The sequence below is a fragment of the Rhizobium sp. RU36D genome (assembly GCF_900176345.1).
Lineage (GTDB): Bacteria > Pseudomonadota > Alphaproteobacteria > Rhizobiales > Rhizobiaceae > Allorhizobium.
Map to the genome: position 1 here is coordinate 1 of NZ_FWXU01000025.1, position 15,058 is coordinate 15,058.

General features: G+C 59.8%; 17 protein-coding genes. 9 read left to right on the forward strand and 8 right to left on the reverse strand.

Annotated features, from left to right (window positions below):
• Positions 1-347: hypothetical protein (locus B9A97_RS30045; protein ID WP_210189725.1), on the forward strand; the 347-nt coding region annotated here is incomplete at its 5' end.
• 281 nt (positions 348-628) lie between these two features.
• Here the strand turns inward: B9A97_RS30045 and B9A97_RS23340 are convergent.
• A complete protein-coding gene (locus B9A97_RS23340; RefSeq protein WP_084368226.1) occupies positions 629-1,120 on the reverse strand; it encodes an ester cyclase in 492 nt (163 codons plus the stop codon).
• 147 nt (positions 1,121-1,267) lie between these two features.
• Positions 1,268-2,167 carry a LysR family transcriptional regulator gene (locus tag B9A97_RS23345; protein ID WP_084368303.1) on the reverse strand — a complete coding sequence of 300 codons (900 nt, stop codon included), beginning with the start codon at positions 2,165-2,167 and terminating at the stop codon, positions 1,268-1,270.
• A gap of 136 nt (positions 2,168-2,303) precedes the next feature.
• On the opposite strand from B9A97_RS23345, the gene B9A97_RS23350 reads away from it, so the two are divergent.
• The 4 genes from B9A97_RS23350 to B9A97_RS23365 are packed head-to-tail and all read left to right on the forward strand — an operon-like array spanning position 2,304 to position 4,602.
• Positions 2,304-2,729: a DoxX family protein gene (locus B9A97_RS23350; protein ID WP_084368227.1), complete on the forward strand. Its 426-nt coding sequence runs from the start codon at positions 2,304-2,306 to the stop codon at positions 2,727-2,729.
• A 26-nt stretch (positions 2,730-2,755) separates the two neighbouring features.
• On the forward strand, positions 2,756-3,694 hold the full coding sequence (locus tag B9A97_RS23355; RefSeq protein ID WP_084368228.1) for a VOC family protein: 939 nt from the start codon (positions 2,756-2,758) through the stop codon (positions 3,692-3,694).
• Positions 3,691-4,194, forward strand: coding sequence for a cytochrome b (locus B9A97_RS23360; protein WP_084368229.1), 504 nt, complete (start codon positions 3,691-3,693; stop codon positions 4,192-4,194). The genes B9A97_RS23355 and B9A97_RS23360 overlap by 4 nt, the downstream gene beginning before the upstream one ends.
• A 6-nt stretch (positions 4,195-4,200) precedes the next feature.
• Positions 4,201-4,602: a DoxX family protein gene (locus B9A97_RS23365; RefSeq protein WP_084368230.1), complete on the forward strand. Its 402-nt coding sequence runs from the start codon at positions 4,201-4,203 to the stop codon at positions 4,600-4,602.
• 39 nt (positions 4,603-4,641) lie between these two features.
• Here B9A97_RS23365 and B9A97_RS23370 read toward each other — a convergent pair whose 3' ends face one another.
• Positions 4,642-5,541: a LysR family transcriptional regulator gene (locus B9A97_RS23370; protein ID WP_084368304.1), complete on the reverse strand. Its 900-nt coding sequence runs from the start codon at positions 5,539-5,541 to the stop codon at positions 4,642-4,644.
• A gap of 100 nt (positions 5,542-5,641) precedes the next feature.
• On the opposite strand from B9A97_RS23370, the gene B9A97_RS23375 reads away from it, so the two are divergent.
• The 4 genes from B9A97_RS23375 to B9A97_RS23390 are packed head-to-tail and all read left to right on the forward strand — an operon-like array spanning position 5,642 to position 9,787.
• Complete coding sequence (locus B9A97_RS23375) at positions 5,642-6,745, forward strand: 4-oxalomesaconate tautomerase (RefSeq protein ID WP_084368231.1); 1,104 nt, start codon at positions 5,642-5,644, stop codon at positions 6,743-6,745.
• A 31-nt stretch (positions 6,746-6,776) separates the two neighbouring features.
• Positions 6,777-7,757: a Bug family tripartite tricarboxylate transporter substrate binding protein gene (locus B9A97_RS23380; RefSeq protein ID WP_244564336.1), complete on the forward strand. Its 981-nt coding sequence runs from the start codon at positions 6,777-6,779 to the stop codon at positions 7,755-7,757.
• A 1-nt stretch (position 7,758) separates the two neighbouring features.
• Complete coding sequence (locus B9A97_RS23385) at positions 7,759-8,280, forward strand: tripartite tricarboxylate transporter TctB family protein (protein WP_084368232.1); 522 nt, start codon at positions 7,759-7,761, stop codon at positions 8,278-8,280.
• A gap of 1 nt (position 8,281) precedes the next feature.
• Positions 8,282-9,787 (forward strand): tripartite tricarboxylate transporter permease, encoded by a 1,506-nt coding sequence (locus B9A97_RS23390; protein WP_084368233.1) that lies wholly within the window; start codon positions 8,282-8,284, stop codon positions 9,785-9,787.
• 287 nt (positions 9,788-10,074) lie between these two features.
• Here B9A97_RS23390 and B9A97_RS23395 read toward each other — a convergent pair whose 3' ends face one another.
• From B9A97_RS23395 to B9A97_RS23415, 5 genes are all read right to left on the reverse strand, one after another.
• A complete protein-coding gene (locus B9A97_RS23395; RefSeq protein ID WP_210189726.1) occupies positions 10,075-10,887 on the reverse strand; it encodes a CRISPR-associated endonuclease Cas3'' in 813 nt (270 codons plus the stop codon).
• Positions 10,888-10,991: 104 nt separating this feature from the next.
• Positions 10,992-11,975 (reverse strand): ABC transporter ATP-binding protein, encoded by a 984-nt coding sequence (locus B9A97_RS23400; RefSeq protein WP_084368234.1) that lies wholly within the window; start codon positions 11,973-11,975, stop codon positions 10,992-10,994.
• A 4-nt stretch (positions 11,976-11,979) separates the two neighbouring features.
• Complete coding sequence (locus tag B9A97_RS23405) at positions 11,980-12,804, reverse strand: carbohydrate ABC transporter permease (protein WP_084368235.1); 825 nt, start codon at positions 12,802-12,804, stop codon at positions 11,980-11,982.
• Positions 12,801-13,664 carry a carbohydrate ABC transporter permease gene (locus tag B9A97_RS23410; protein ID WP_084368236.1) on the reverse strand — a complete coding sequence of 288 codons (864 nt, stop codon included), beginning with the start codon at positions 13,662-13,664 and terminating at the stop codon, positions 12,801-12,803. The genes B9A97_RS23405 and B9A97_RS23410 overlap by 4 nt, the downstream gene beginning before the upstream one ends.
• Positions 13,665-13,727: 63 nt before the next feature.
• A complete protein-coding gene (locus tag B9A97_RS23415) occupies positions 13,728-15,002 on the reverse strand; it encodes an ABC transporter substrate-binding protein (RefSeq protein WP_084368237.1) in 1,275 nt (424 codons plus the stop codon).
• Positions 15,003-15,058: the final 56 nt, after the last annotated feature.

Sequence of the window (15,058 nt, forward strand, 5' to 3'; positions counted from 1 at the left end):
AGACTCCATGGAGAAACTCCTTGTCGCTCATCCACGGAATGTTCGATCACAGATCAGGCGACGGCGGGCAATGTGGGGGCAGAACACCGGTTACAGAGCACTATCTTTCTCAACAATTCATTCAGAGCACTCGGCACCTGCGTAAGGATAAAGCGGCAGTGGGAGCACCATGCCTGAAAGAGGCATCGAAGCTGTCACTTGATAATAGTCGCCTCACCTTCGGCTCTGAACTCCCGAGCGGAAATTATTGCCGCTCGCCCGCCCGGTTGACTGATGCCCAGATCCAGGGCACAAAGATGGCATCCACGGTCGCTCACGGCAGGAAAACAGAGGAAATCAAAGGATAATTCTCTAAGACTTTGAAATCATGTGAGAATACAGGTTCTCCAGGCGAGCCGTTTTCGGTCGATTTTCCGCTGAAAATTGGCGTCCGTTTCTCACAGAAAAAAGCGACGCCTTCTCAACAACTTGAGCAATCCTGGCTCCTATTCTTTCGGCCACACGTCGTACTGAAACGGGTCTCGAAAAAACTGGCTGGGGACCCGCAAGCGATGTCTGCAACGGGGCCGACAGAAGGCTGGCCGCTCCTGACGGAACAACGTCAAGAGCGGACAGTGTTGATCAACGGCTACTTGTCAAAGGCACCCATCTGGAAAAGGCCGCCGAGCCAGTCCTCGAGATGCCAGGTCCGGACGACCATCCCCTCATCGTTGAACTCGTGGATGTCGATGGTCATGATCGTGAAGTCCTTACCCTTCGACGGGAAGCCTGCGAACGGGCCGGCCTGGGTGGCGGAGTAGGTCGAGCGAACGACGACTTTGTTGCCTTCTTCGATCATGTCCTCGAGCACAAACATTCCATTGGTGAAGGTTGCTGACATGCCGGGGATCATGGCCTTGAAGCCCGCGCGGCCAGGACCCTGGCCCGGATTGGTAGGAACGTTGACCCAGTCCTCAGCCAGTACCTGATCGAGAAGATCGGGATTGCCCGTCACAAAGGTATCGTAGAAGAGGCGGATCTTCTGCTTGTGTGCGGACTCGGCGGCGGCCGAATTGGCTATCAGCATCATGGCGGTCGTGGTGGCCGCAAGGAAGATGGAAGCACGGCGGGTGATGGTCATGTCTGCAATTCTCCTCTTCACGTCGGGTTTGATGCACCAGGCTGCCAATCAGTCTGGGCTGGACGTGGAAGGAGGCTATCGATCTCCTCAGGGCGCATCATCGGCCTGAATATTGACGCTCCATTTCTTTTCTGTAGATGATGGGCATCAGTTTTGGAGGTCTCCAATGCCGTCGGGGCCGGTCAGGAAGTCAAGAAAAGCGCGTGTCTTCGCCGGCAGATAGCTGCGGTTCGGATAGACGGCGTGTAAAGTGACGGATGGCCAAAGGTCCGTATCGAGCACGGCTTCCAACAATCCTTTCGCCAGATCCTCTTGGACCAACCAGTGAGGCATCATGGACAGGCCCAAGCCCTCCCGAGTTGCCAGATAGAGCAGTGTCTCATTGCCGCTCAGGAGCACGGGCGTGAGATGCAGTTCTCGTGCCTCTGGTCCGCTTCCGAGGCGCACGTGCCCATCCGCAGCAACTGCGCTATAGGCAAGGAAAGGTCCGCCGTTCAGAGCCTCTGGATCCCTGGTGCGCCCAAGACGATCGAGAAGGTCGGGCGTTCCAACAAGAACAAAGCGGATTGTCGCCAAACGGCGTGCAATGAGGGCTTCGTCCAGAGTCGGCGTGACACGGAGGGCCAGATCGAACCCCTCCTCGACGAGATTGACCTTGCGTCCGGAGAGATCGAGATCCAGCGTCACCGCCGGGTACCGCTCACGAAAAGCCGCCAGCAGCCGCGCAAACGCTGGATTTGCCATCCAGACGGGCAAGCTGACCTTGAGCGTTCCTTTTGGTGAAACTGTCGTGTGCGACAGTTGCGCCTCTGCCTGCTCCAGCCCTTCAAGGAGAGTGCGAACGGTCGCCAGATAGAGCGTACCGGATTCGGTCAGGCTCACACTGCGGCTGGTTCGATTCAGCAGTCTTGCGCCCACGCGTGCTTCAACATTTTGGACGTGTTTACTCGTCATGGCCGCAGAGAGCCCAAGGCGTTCGGCGGCGGCAGAAAAACTGCGCAATTCAGCGACGGCTGCAAATACCCGAAGACCAACAAGCGTGTCCACGATCATCTCCTCAGAGGAAACGCACCATCAATGCAGGTGCCGATGATCAAACCGTACGAAAGTCATAGCATCCTGTCCATGATCAACCTTGCCGCTGTTTCCAAGAAGGCGGCAGACCCATGGAGCATGGTTCAAAATGTCGACTATCGCCGCAACAGCTACACCCTCAAGCCCCCGCTGGAACATCGGCCTCTGGGCCGCCCAGATTGCACTCGCCGCCCTCTATCTCATGGGTGTCTGGATCCACCTCCTGATGTCGCCGGCAGAAGCTGCGGCCATGGGCGCCGTCTGGATGTCAGAGGCCCCACTTACCCTCGTACGCTTTATCGGGGTGATGGAACTCCTCGGTGTCATCGGATTGATCCTACCCGCCGCAACGCGGATCAAACCGCGTCTCACGGTTCTGGCCGCGACCGGGCTTCTGGCTATCCAGGCGCTGGCGATTCCCTTTCATGCCATCCGCGGCGAGTTCGCACCGCTTCCGTTCAACCTGATCTACGTCGCACTCACTGTGCTGGTCATCTGGGGCCGCTCACGCAAAGCGCCGATCCTGCCGCGCTAAAGGCATCGACGAAGGAGGTGAACGACATGGATACGGATGCCCTGAAACTGGCTCGCAGCCTGAAGGCCTGCGGTCTTCCCGAACGGCTGAACTGGGGCGCCGTGGAATTATCGGTCACCGACCTTCATCGCGCTGTTCGGTTCTGGACCGAAACACTTGGCTTTATTGTGCGATTGCACCCGGGGATAGGCCAAGGCGTGGCAGTCGGAACAACCGAACGCACCCTTGTCATCCTGCAACCAGGAGCCTCCACACCCGCTCTTCAGAATGTGGCCGGCATGTACCACGTGGCTTTTGCTGTTCCTTCACAGAGGGAATTCTCGCGGCTCCTGAACCGGTTCACGCACCTTCAGGTGCCGATCGCACCTGTCGATCACACCATGTCAAAGGCGATCTACCTCAACGATCCCGACGGACACGGCATTGAGATCGCGCTCGAGACCCCGGAGCGCTTTGCACGTTTCGACAGCTCGAGCTCTAGCTTTGCCATGATTGACAGCGAGGGACGGTTCAGGAGCGGTCGAGATCCGCTGAACCTGCCGGCGGAGCGAGCAGCGGCAGCCGGAGCGAATATTGCAGAGCCCATCGCTGCCGAGACCGTCACCGCGCACCTTCACCTCCACGTGCCGGCGCTCGAACAGGGATTGGACTGGTTCGAGGCGCTTGGCTTTGCCCGCAACCTGCTGCTGCCGTCGATGGGCATGGCGGATATGGGAGCGGGTGCCGCCTACACGCACCGGCTCGCTCTCAATATCTGGGCGGGACGGGGTGCGCCACCGCCGCCAACCCACTCGGCGCGGCTCATTCGCTACCACCTGACAACCTCGGACGTTGCACTCTTCAAACAGACCAGCATGCACCTTCGCTGGGACGCCGCCGGCAACCTGTCAGGAACCGATCCGACAGGGGCCACGCTGACGCTTGCACTCACTCCCGTCGCTCGAACCGAAAGGACTGCTGCATGACCCACTCCAACTTACCGGCCTATCGCCCGGCCCAGATTGCCCTCCACTGGTTCGTTATGGTGGGCGTGATCGTCCAGATTGCCATCCATGAACCGATGGTGCGTGAGACAACCGCACAGTATAGAGGCGTTGCACCGGACCCTTCCGACGCGACACTCGCCATGATGCACGGGCTGATCGGCACGCTTGTCTTCGTGGCTGTCCTGGTCCGGCTGTGGCTACGCTTCCGCTACGGTGCTCCCGGCCACGCGCAGGGAACTTCGTCCGTCCAGGCGGCCATTGCCAGCCTCGTTCATAACGCGCTTTACGCCTGCCTCCTCGCCATGGGGATAACCGGAATGCTGACCCGCTCCGGTGTGGCAAATCTCGGCGACCTGCATTTCTTCATCAATGTTGCGATGTTCGTGCTGATCGTCCTGCATGCCGGCGCTGCGATCTTCAACCAGTTCGTTCGCAAGGATGGAACTTTGGCGCGGATGATACCGGCGCTGAGAAAGTGAACGCAGATGACCGATGGTGCTCTGCCGACTTCACCAAGAATGAAGGCCTTGGTCATTGCGGATTGGGCTGCACGAATACTCGTCGCCGTTCCGTTCGTGATTGCTGCGTGGCTAGAAGGGCTTTCCAGCCCTGCCGATCTCGTCACCATGGATCTCGTCTGGATCCCCGGCGCGCCACTCTGGCTGGTCAGAGGCATAGCCCTTGTTGAGGCCCTTGCCGCAGTCGGATTGATCCTGCCCGGATTGACTCGGCTACCTGGCAGGCTTGTCACAGTCTCGGCAGTCGCGTTGCTCATCGTCCAAGTCAGCGCCTTCGGATTCGACTTCGCACAAGGAGCTGTCGATCAGCTTGCAGTCAAAACGATCGTTATGGCTCTTACAATCTCCATATTATGGGTGCGACGGTGACTTCATCTCATCAGGGAATGATTTGCACTCCATAGCACTCTAGCAGTCCGTCCATTCTTGGATCAGCATCTCCCGGAACCGGATTGCAGCCGGCGACAAGCGCCCTCCCCGACGTTCGACAAGACCGATCGTGCGGCTGACCAAAGGCCCAGTCAGCGGCACCGTAGCAATCACGGGATGCTCCACCTGCGGCGTCGCAAGTTTAGGCATCACGGAGATCCCCAGCCCGGCTTCCACCAATCCGAGAGATGTTGACAAATGGTTTACTTCGTAGAACCAGTTGAGCTGCACCTGGGCGGTCGTCAGTGCTCGATCGAGCACGGCGCGGTTACCGCTTGTCTTGCTCACTCCAATCAGCGGATGCCCGGCGAGATCTGCCCAAGTGAGCGTCTTGGCCGTGGCGAGCGGATGATCACGGCGGCAGGCAAGCACGAACGGATCCTCGATCAAGGGGGTAAAGTTCAGATCGGCGCGCGCTGCACCGGTGATGTTGATGCCGAATTCGACCTCACCGTTCGCCACGGCGTCCAGGCCTTCGTTTGCCGACAAATCGAGAATCCGAAATCGAATGCCCGGGAATTTTTCGTTGAACGACTGCACAACCCTGGGAAGAAAGTAGAAGGCAGCCGTCGGGACCGATGCGATCGTCACCTGCGCGCGATGACGGCCGCCGAGATCGCTGATCGACAGGATGGAATCTTCGAATTCATCCACAAGTCGCCGAACCAGCGGCAAGAGCTCCCGTCCGATCTGGGTAGGCGCGACATGTCGCGTGGTTCTTTCGATGAGCTGCGCGCCAACCGCCTCTTCCAATCCTTTAATGCGCCTTGAAAGCGCAGGTTGTGACAGATTCAGTTGTCGGGCTGCTTCATTGAACGAGCCCAGATCAAGGACGGCGAGAAATGCCTTCAGGTCGAGAAATTCGAAATTATTCCGCATTTCGAAATAATCACGCAATTCTTTGCATTTCACAACTGATTTCCGACATGAGAACTCTCCTCTCGCAGCCGGCAGAGACCGGCCTGGAGGATGATGCCGAATGGACGACCTGATCAGGATACCCTGCGTAATGATGCGCGGCGGAACGTCGAAGGGACCGTTTTTCCTGTCCCGCGACCTTCCGGTGGATCCGGAAGAACGCGATCGCCTGCTTTTGGAGATCATGGGATCGGGTCACCCGTTGCAGATCGATGGTATCGGCGGTGGCAATCCGCTGAGCAGCAAGGTGGCGATCGTCGGACCCTCGTCACACCCGGAAGCAGACGTCGATTATCTCTTCGCCCAGGTGAAAGTTCTGGAGCAATCCGTCGATACTGCCCCCAATTGCGGCAACATGCTTTCAGCCGTCGGCCCTTTTGCCATCGAGGCCGGACTGATTGCGGCTGAAGTCGGCGAAACGCTCATCCGGGTCCACAACGTCAACACCGGCAAGATCATCGAAGCGCGGGTCCGCACTCCCGATGGCCATATGGTCTATCAGGGCGAAGCGCAGATCGACGGCGTTCCCGGGACCGCAGCGCCTGTCTATCTGGCCTTCCGCAATGCCATCGGTGCCAAGACGGGTAAGCTGCTGCCGACTGGACATGCAGTCGACCGGGTGCTCGATGTCGATGCAACGCTTGTTGACGGAGCAACGCCACTGGTGGTCCTTCGCGCCTGCGACTTCGGCTTCACCGGGTCTGAACCGGCTGCTTTGCTGGATAGCAATAGCGCCTTCATGACACGGCTTGAAAGCGTGAGACGCGAGGCAGGTCGCATGATGGGGCTCGGCGACGTCAGCCAGTCCGTTCTGCCGAAACCGCTCTTGATCGGCCCATCACTGGGTCACGGCGATCTCGCCGTCCGTTACTTCACGCCCGCGAGCTGCCACACGGCGCTTGCCACCACCGGCGCGGTCAGCCTCGGGCTTGCCGCGACGATCCCCACGAGCCTTGTGGGGGAGCACTTTCCAAACATGACCTTGCCGGTTTCGCTGGCTTGGGAACATCCGACAGGCCTTCTGCGTGTGCGTATCGAGAAGGCTCAAGGAGACAACAGTCCGACGGTCTCGGTGATGAGAACCAGCCGACGGCTGTTTGAAGGCGCGGCGCTTGTCCGCAAACGCGATCCGATGGTTGCTAACTATCGCGTCGCTTCAAAGTGAATGCCATACTTGACTCGGGAGGAGATCAGAAATGCCCATGACAATGACCCGCCGCCTCGTGCTTTCGCTGTGCAGCACGGCACTTGCTTTTTCCGTCGCAGGCTCAGGCCTAGCTCAGGACGCCTATCCATCCAAGCCGATCACCTTGGTCGTATCCTACGCCGCCGGAGGCGGCACCGACGCAATCGCCCGTGTCTTTGCAGCACGCCTCGAAAAGGCGCTTGATGGCCGGGTGATCGTCGAAAACCGCCCCGGCGCGGCTGCTAATATCGGGACGGAAGTGACAGCCTCCGCAGATCCTGATGGCTACACGCTGCTCATCGGCAATCAGGGCCCGATGGTGGTCAATCCACACATCTTCAATCTGAAGGCAGATCCCGCTGAAGCGCTCGATCCCATCGCGATGATTGCCGATGCTTCGCTGGTCGTGGTTGTTGGCCCGCGTCTGCAGGTCAACTCGCTCGGCGCACTGATCGAGGCCGCGAAGTCCAAGGAGCTTGTGTACGGCTCGGCAGGCAATGCTTCGGCAAGCCATCTCGGCGCCCTGCTTCTTGGTCAGACGGCCGGGATCAAGGTCAAGCATGTTCCCTACAAGGGTGCTGGCCCGGCCGTGAACGATCTCGTCGGCGGTCACATCGATTTCATGGTCACCACCATTCCGTCCGCCATCGGCCTGATCGAAAGCGGTACGCTGAAAGCACTTGCCGTCACCGGCGACAAGCGCTTTGAAACGCTGCCCGATGTTCCCACCGCCATCGAAGCCGGTTTGGCCGGCTACACAGCATCCGCATGGTATGGTCTTGTCGGCCCTAAGGGCATGCCGGCGGAGGTCAAGGCGAAGCTCGAAAAGGCAACCGCAGAGACGCTCGGGGATACCGAGGTTCTCGACAAGCTGAAGAACGATGGCGCGGTTGCGTCGAGCATGGGTGCCCAGGCCTTTGCCGACTTCATGGCAACGGAGCGCGCCCGTTGGGGTGAGGTGGTCAAGGCCGCCGACATCAAGGTCGAATAACATGCAGGACGTGTCGACGAACAACGAACCACCAGCTGCGAACGGCTGGCAGGGGCGGGAGAGGATTGCCGGTCTTGTTCTGGTGGCCCTTGGCGGACTGGGCCTCTGGGGCGGTGCAGACCTGCCCTTCATGACGAGTGACGGTGTGGGGTCGGGGCTGATGCCTCGCATCCTCTCCCTGATGATCCTGGGCCTCGGCGCTCTCCAGATTTTCCTCAGCCTCAAGGATCCAGGTCCTTCGACCGGTCACTGGGCGATCCGCGAGACGATCCCGGTGGTCCTTGGTGTCATCCTGTTCGCCGTCACGATCCGCGGTTACCCCTTGGGGCCGATCGCTATCCCGAGCCTCGGGATGGCGGTGGCCTGCCCGCTGGCCATCATCGCATCCGGCCTTGCCGCACGCGATTCCCGCCTTCCGGAACTGCTCGTCTTTGCGGTCATGTTGACGGCCTTCTGCATTGGGTTGTTCCGCTATGCGCTCGGCCTATCGGTCCCCGTTGCGCCCTGGCTGCTAGGATACTGAGATGTTCGAAGTCTTCACCAATCTGGGCCTCGGCCTGTCCGTGGCGCTCACCCTCAACAATGTGGCGCTTTGCTTCATCGGCTGTCTGATCGGCACCCTGGTCGGCGTTTTGCCCGGGGTCGGCCCGGTCGCAACGATCGCGATCCTCTTGCCGGTGACGCTGTCGCTCGATCCGACCGGATCGCTGATCATGCTCGCCGGCATTTATTACGGCGCTCAGTATGGCGGATCAACAACGGCGATCCTCGTCAACATTCCCGGCGAGGCAACCGCGGTGGTTACCGCGATCGACGGACATCAGATGGCGCAAAAGGGCCAGGCCGGTCTCGCCCTCGGTCTTGCCGCCATCGGTTCGTTCATTGCCGGGACTGTCGCCACCATCGTCATTGCAGCGCTCGGCGTGCCGATGACACGTATGGGTCTGCTATTCGGCCCGGCCGAATACTTCTCGCTGATGATCATGGGCCTGGTGTTCGCCGTCGTGCTTGCCCGTGGCTCGCTGATCAAGGCGATTGCCATGATCCTCGCCGGCATCCTTCTGTCCTGTGTCGGTGCCGACATGGAAACGGGCCGAGAGCGCATGACCTTCGATCTCGAAATGCTGCATGATGGCATCGAATTCGTCGTGCTTGCCATGGGCATCTTCGGCTTCGGAGAGATCTTCAAGAACCTGGCGGATCCAGAAACACGCGATGTCGTGCGCAACCAGATCGGTCGCCTGTGGCCGACGCTGCGCGAACTGCGCGAGAACCTCGCGCCGATCCTGCGCGGCACGTTCCTTGGCTCGATCCTTGGGGTATTGCCGGGCAACGGCGCCATCCTTGGACCCTTTGCAAGCTATGCTGTCGAAAAGCGCCTTTCCAAGCGACCGCAAGACTTCGGCCAGGGGGCACCTGCGGCCGTCGCTGGTCCGGAAAGTGCCAACAACGCTGGCGCGCAGACCTCCTTCATTCCGCTCCTCACTCTCGGTCTTCCGCCAAATGCGGTCATGGCACTGATGGTCGGCGCGATGATGATCCAGGGGATCGTGCCCGGCCCGCAGGTCATCGAGCGCAATCCGGAACTCTTCTGGGGTCTGGTTGCGTCGATGTGGATCGGCAACCTGATGCTGGTCATCATCAACCTGCCGCTGATCGGGCTCTGGGTGAAGCTTTTGCGTGTCCCCTATCGCCTGCTATTTCCCGCCATCGTCTGCTTTTGCTGCATCGGCCTCTACTCGATCGCCAATGATGCCGCCCAGGTGATGATGGCCGCCTTCTTCGGCTTCATCGGCTATGCGCTCTACAAGCTGGACTTCGAACCCGCGCCCCTGGCCCTGGGCTTCGTACTCGGTCGGTTGCTGGAGGAAAAGCTGCGGCAGTCGCTGATCATCTCGGACGGCAACCCACTGACCTTCGTCCAGTCGCCGCTGTCTGCCACCCTACTCGCGGTTGGCATGATGGCACTCGTGGTGGCAATCTCGCCCTCGATGCGGCGGGGTCGAGAGGACGTATTCAAAGACGCGTAGCGAAGCCGGATCGCGGCGGATCAGATTTGGTCCGCCGCCGTTGTTATGGATGTAGGAATCTCGCGTACAATCTCGAACGGCCGCTTTTGGGCGTTTTTATTTGCAGTGCGAGCGACTGAAACGACGGCGCTTAGCTGCCCATCGACAATGCTCACCTCACCTCAGGCTTGACGCTCCCGAGCGGAAATAATTGCCGCTCTCCCGCCAAGTTGACGTCGGCCCAAAGCCAGGGCACAAAGATGGCATCCACGGTCGCTCGCGGCAGGAAAACAGAGGAAAATCAAAGGCTATTTTGTTAAGCCTTTGAAATAATGTGAGAATCCAGGTTCCCCAGCCAATTTTCCCCAAAAGCATTGTGGGCTGACAGATCGTCTGCAAATTATCCGACGTTTGAATACGTGGCGCCAAACCGCAATACTAGCATTTGTATCCACGTCCCGTGATGGGCGAGCCTCTATCGCTGTGGCGCCGTCACCTTTCGTAAAGTCTCGATCCACGGCTCCGAGAAGAGGCGACGGGAACCGCCACATTACCTTCCTGATCGCCGCAGTTTCGATCCACGCCCCCGCATCCACCAGGCACGAAAACAGCATTCGCGTCATGACCGAGAACTGGAACGCGGCGCGCTGGGGGTCACGGGAAAAATTCGCCATCAGCGCCTTCGGCACGAGATCGCCCGCGTCCACGGGCAGTTCCGTGCGCCATACCGGATCAAGCGGCGCGGGCTGGCCCTCCAGCCGGCGCGTCAGGCAGGCAGCCGTCTCACCCAGCCAGTCCGGCAGACCGGCATGATGGCCGGCGATGCAATAGGCAATGAGTTGCGCGATGCTTCGATCTACACCTGTGGCCAGGTCGCCCAGCATGGCAAATGCCCCTGCCGTGGAGTGGTCAATGCTGGATCCGCGTCCTTCGATATAGCGCTGAAATGCCACGGTATATTTGCCGAGATCGTGCGTCAGCCCTGCCAGATAGGCCGCACGCTCCAGGCCAAACGGCCTGGCCATCTCGGTCGCGCGTTCCGCCAAGGCCAGGAGGTGGTCTCTCAGCCCCTGCCAGTCGCTTTTGTCAGCGGCCTTGCCGGAATGCGCGTAGTATACCATCCCCCGCCTCCCGCACGTATTGTGACCGACAAAGCGGGAGAAGCAACCCTTCGGGGAGATAAATCGGATCTACACCCCTTCCGGTGGCGGTTTGCGACTTGAACCTATCCTCCGAACCGATGCTCCTTGCCACCCATCGGCGTCGCGTAGATGACCTCTACCAAGGCAATCTCGAAATCACCGGATACGCGGGCAACGATCTGTTTCAGCATGGGGTGGTCGAGGTAGACGACCGTGTCTGCACCCAGCCGTTCGATATGGCGGACCCGGCCCTGCCATTTGCCTTCGCTCTTTGACAGGACAAGGTGCTCCGGGCGAATGCCGTAGGTCTTGCAGCCTTCTGCGGCGGCAACCTCGCCATCGTAGAGGTTCATTTTCGGCGATCCGATGAAGCCCGCAACGAAGGGGTTTGCAGGATTGTTGTAGAGGTCCATCGGGGAGCCGACTTGTTCGATGCGTCCAGCATTCAGGACCACGATCTTGTCGGCCATGGTCATCGCCTCGACCTGGTCGTGGGTGACGTAGATCATCGTGGCGCCGAGCTTGGCGTGCAGGTCGGTGAGTTCCATCCGCATCTGCGAGCGCAATGCAGCGTCCAGGTTGGAAAGCGGCTCGTCGAACAGGAATACCTTGGGATTGCGGATGATCGCGCGCCCGATCGCTACCCGTTGACGCTGGCCGCCGGACAGAGCCTTCGGCTTGCGATCGAGCAGATGGGAAAGCTGCAGGCTTTCGGCCGTCTTCTCCACCTTCGCGGCAATCTCTTTCTTGGGCAGGCCGGCCAGCGAAAGGCCGAAGCCGATATTGTCGCGAACCGTCAGATGCGGGTAGAGCGCATAGGACTGGAAGACCATGGCGATGCCGCGCTTGGAGGGCTCGGCATGGGTCACATCTTCGCCGTCGATGATGATCTGCCCCGACGTTGAGGTTTCGAGCCCAGAGATCATCCGGAGCAGCGTGGACTTGCCGCAACCGGACGGGCCGACAAAGACGCAGAACTCACCCTTCTCCACGGTCAGATCGATGCCCTTGATCACGTCAAGGCTGCCGAAGCTCTTGCGGATATCCTTGAGAACGACACTGGTCATGCGACTATCCTTTGACGGCGCCGGCGGTCATGCCGGCCACGATCTGTCGGTTGAAGAAGATGTAGACGATAAGCGGCGGGATGGTGACCAGCAGGATGTTCATGAACAGCAGGTTGAACTGCGTCTGGAATTGGCCCTGGAAGTTATAGAGGGTGAGCTGGACCGTCACATTCTCGCGGCCCGGCAGATAATAAAGCGGGTTGGTGAAATCGTTGAAAATCGAAATCGACTGCACGACGATGACGGTGACCGTCACGGGCTTCAGCAACGGCAGGATCACCCGGAAGAAGATTTGCAGCGGCGTTGCCCCGTCGATCAGGGCCGCCTCGTCCAGATCCCGCGGAATGGTGGCGATGAAACTGCGGAACAGCAGCACCGAGAAGGCCAGGCCATAGGCGACCTGGATGAAGATCATGCCGGTGATCGTCTTGAACAGACCGATGGATTGCAGCACCCAAATCGTCGGAACGACTGCCGGTGGGATCATCAGGCCAGCCAGCACGAAACCATAGATCACCGTGTTCCAGCGGGACGGGCGACGCTGCAGGATATAGCCAACCATGGCCCCGAACAGCACGAGCAGCGTGACGGCAGCGACGGTGATGACGGTCGAATTGAAATAGGCGAGCAGCAGCAGGTAGTTGCGCGTCTGCAGGACCTGCAGGAAGTTTTCCCACAATTGCCACTCGACCGGCCAGGAAAATGTCAGGCGCGATGCATCTTGCCTCGTCTTGGCCGCCGTCAGGAAAATGAAGACGAAGGGCAGGATGAAGATGACGGACGCGAGAGCCAGCGAGACGAGGCCCGTATAGAACTGGCGGCGGCTCATAGGTCCACCTCCCGACGATTGAACCAGGCCGTCATTGGCAGGATGATCAGCCCGATCAGCAGGAAAAGGATGACATTGCCGGCGGTGGACAATCCATAAAAGCCGGCCTGGTATTGCTTGTAGATGACGCTGGCGAGAACGTCGGAGGAGAAGCCGGGGCCACCGCGTGTCATCGCCCAGATCAGATCGAAGCTTCTCAAGCCGCCGATAAGGGAGAGCGTGACGACCGTGACGGTTGCCGGGCGGACCAGGGGCACAGTGACGCGAAAGAACATCTGCCTGCGGGTGGCGCCATCGATCCTGGCAGCTTCGTAGTAGTCCTGGCTGATGGTGGCGAGACCGGCGATGTAGATGAGCGTTGCCAGCCCGACCCCTTTCCAGAGATCGACAAGGATCACCGAATAGAGAGCAAGCGACGGGTCGGTGAGCCAGCCCGGCCCCGGCAGGCCGACCGCGCCGAGGGCAACGTTGATCATGCCATTGGTCGGATGCATCAGGACGGCAAAGGTGATCCCGATCCCGATGGTCGAGACCAGAACCGGGAAGAACACGACGGTGCGCAGAAAGCCCTGAGCCCAGATCCCCGACGTCAACAGCACGGCGAGCAAAAGGCCGATCACGGTCTTCGTGGCGGAGGTGGCAATGGCATAGATCAGCGTGTTCACCGTTCCCTGGATCAGGAAAGGCTCGCGCAGAAACTGACGGTAGTTCTCAAGGCCGATGAACTCGGCCGAAAACAGGTCCCAGCGTGTCAGGCTGAACCAGAAGGACGCGACTGTCGGCACCAGGAACAGGACCGTGAACACGATCGCCGCCGGCAGCACGAACCAGTAGGGATAGGGTGATTTCTGTGTAACCATGTCTCTTCTCCGGTTCAGACCCCGCCCGGACTTCAACGACCGGACGGGGCGACTGGCGGGAGGTTACCAGTTCGGCAGGCCGAGTTGCTTGGCCTGCTTTTCGACATCCTGGTCATAGAGGGCCGCTGCTTCTGCGGCCGGACGGATGCCGGAGCCGACTTCAACCGTGATCTGCTCGAGAGCCGGGCCCTTGACGGGAGACAGGAATTCGAGCGCCGGTGCGGTGCTGCCCGCTGTCTCGAAATAGGGGAGCATGTCCTTCACCGCCTGGGGAACATCGGCCGGAAGCTGACAATCCTTGATCAGATAGGGACCTGACGGAACCGCCTTCGCCATCAGTTCGCAGGCTTCCTTCGAAGCAATCCAGTCGAGGAATTTCTTGGCTTCTTCGGCGTTTTCGGCGCTTGCCGGCACGTAGAGCGCGGAGGGCATCCAGACCGTCAGGCCATTCTTGGCGGCATCATCCCCCGGTTGGGCAAAAAAGCCGAGATCGGGGAGATTGGCGGCATAGTTCTGCTGGACATTGCCAATGCCGAAGGTCAGCATCGGGTAATGGGCCGCCTCGCCGGTCGCGACCATGCGCATGCCGTCATCGAATTTCGCAGCACCGAAATCGGCATTGAAGAGCCCTGCCTTGCCGGTCTGCTCAAGGCGCTCGAAACCCTTGGTTGCCGCAGGGGTGGTGGCGAACTTGGCCTTGTTCTCGGTGAAATCCTTGGCAAAATTGGGTGCGGCAGCGTTGACGTTATAGAAGTCGGCGAGCACGAAGAGCTGCGACGTCCAGGTGTCCCCATAGGTCTGGGCAATGCCCACCTTGCCGGCCGCCTTCACCTTCTCGCTGTTGGCAATGAAGTCTGCCCAGGTCTTGGGCACCGAAAGCCCGAGCTCGGCGTAGATCTTCCGGTTGTAGAAGATACCGCCGCCCATGGCGGGACCAAAGGGAACGCCTCGGACGCTTCCATCTGCGGCGCTGACAACCGGCCGGAAGTTGTCGGAGATATTGCCGACATTCGACAGATCGGAGAGATTGGCCAGCGTCTGCTCCGGCTTCAGCGCCTTGAACAGCGAGCCGGAATTATACTGGAAGATATCCGCCATTTCGCCGGTGGCCAGCCGGGTCTTGATCATGTTGTCGCCTTCCGCTCCACCGGGACGACTTTCGATATCGAAGCTGATGTCAGGTCGCTTTTCCGCGTAAGCTTTGGTCAGAACATCCAGGAAAATGGTCGATTCCGGGTTGGTGTCTGCCAGCAAGGTCAGCGTTACGTCTGCATGGGCCGCGCTGGCCAGAAGACTGGCGAGCGACGCGGCGAGAAAAGTTCCTGCTTTCATTGTCATGGTCGTTTCCTCCTCTATTGACCACTTTACCACGCGCCGTGCCGGGGTCTTTCCCC